The organism is Catenovulum agarivorans YM01 (assembly GCF_000281085.1).
In the GTDB taxonomy this organism is placed as follows: Bacteria; Pseudomonadota; Gammaproteobacteria; order Enterobacterales; family Alteromonadaceae; genus Catenovulum; species Catenovulum agarivorans.
The window spans coordinates 1-241 of record NZ_AJWM01000141.1; the positions used below are offsets into that span (position 1 = coordinate 1).

A 241-nucleotide genomic window follows, 5' to 3' on the forward strand; every position below is an offset into this window, starting at 1 on the left:
ACAAGTCTGTCATTAGACAATGTCACAGGCGGCAATTTCGAAAATCTCGTGCCGGGTAATAGCTCAGTGACCACCACAGTGGCAGATGTATTAGACCAAACCACCTTAAGCTTAAGTGGTACACCAAGTGTCAGTGAGGGTGGCAGCATTACCTATACCGCGAGCTTAACGGCAGCGGCAGAAACAGATATGACCATTACCTTAAGTAATGGCGCAGAAATCTCAATTGCAGCTGGTCAAA

1 protein-coding gene is annotated in these 241 nt (G+C 46.9%); it reads left to right on the forward strand.

Annotated elements, in window-relative coordinates:
* The coding region (locus tag WSC_RS21660) for an immunoglobulin-like domain-containing protein (RefSeq protein WP_040393788.1) at positions 1–241 on the forward strand (241 nt) is incomplete at both ends.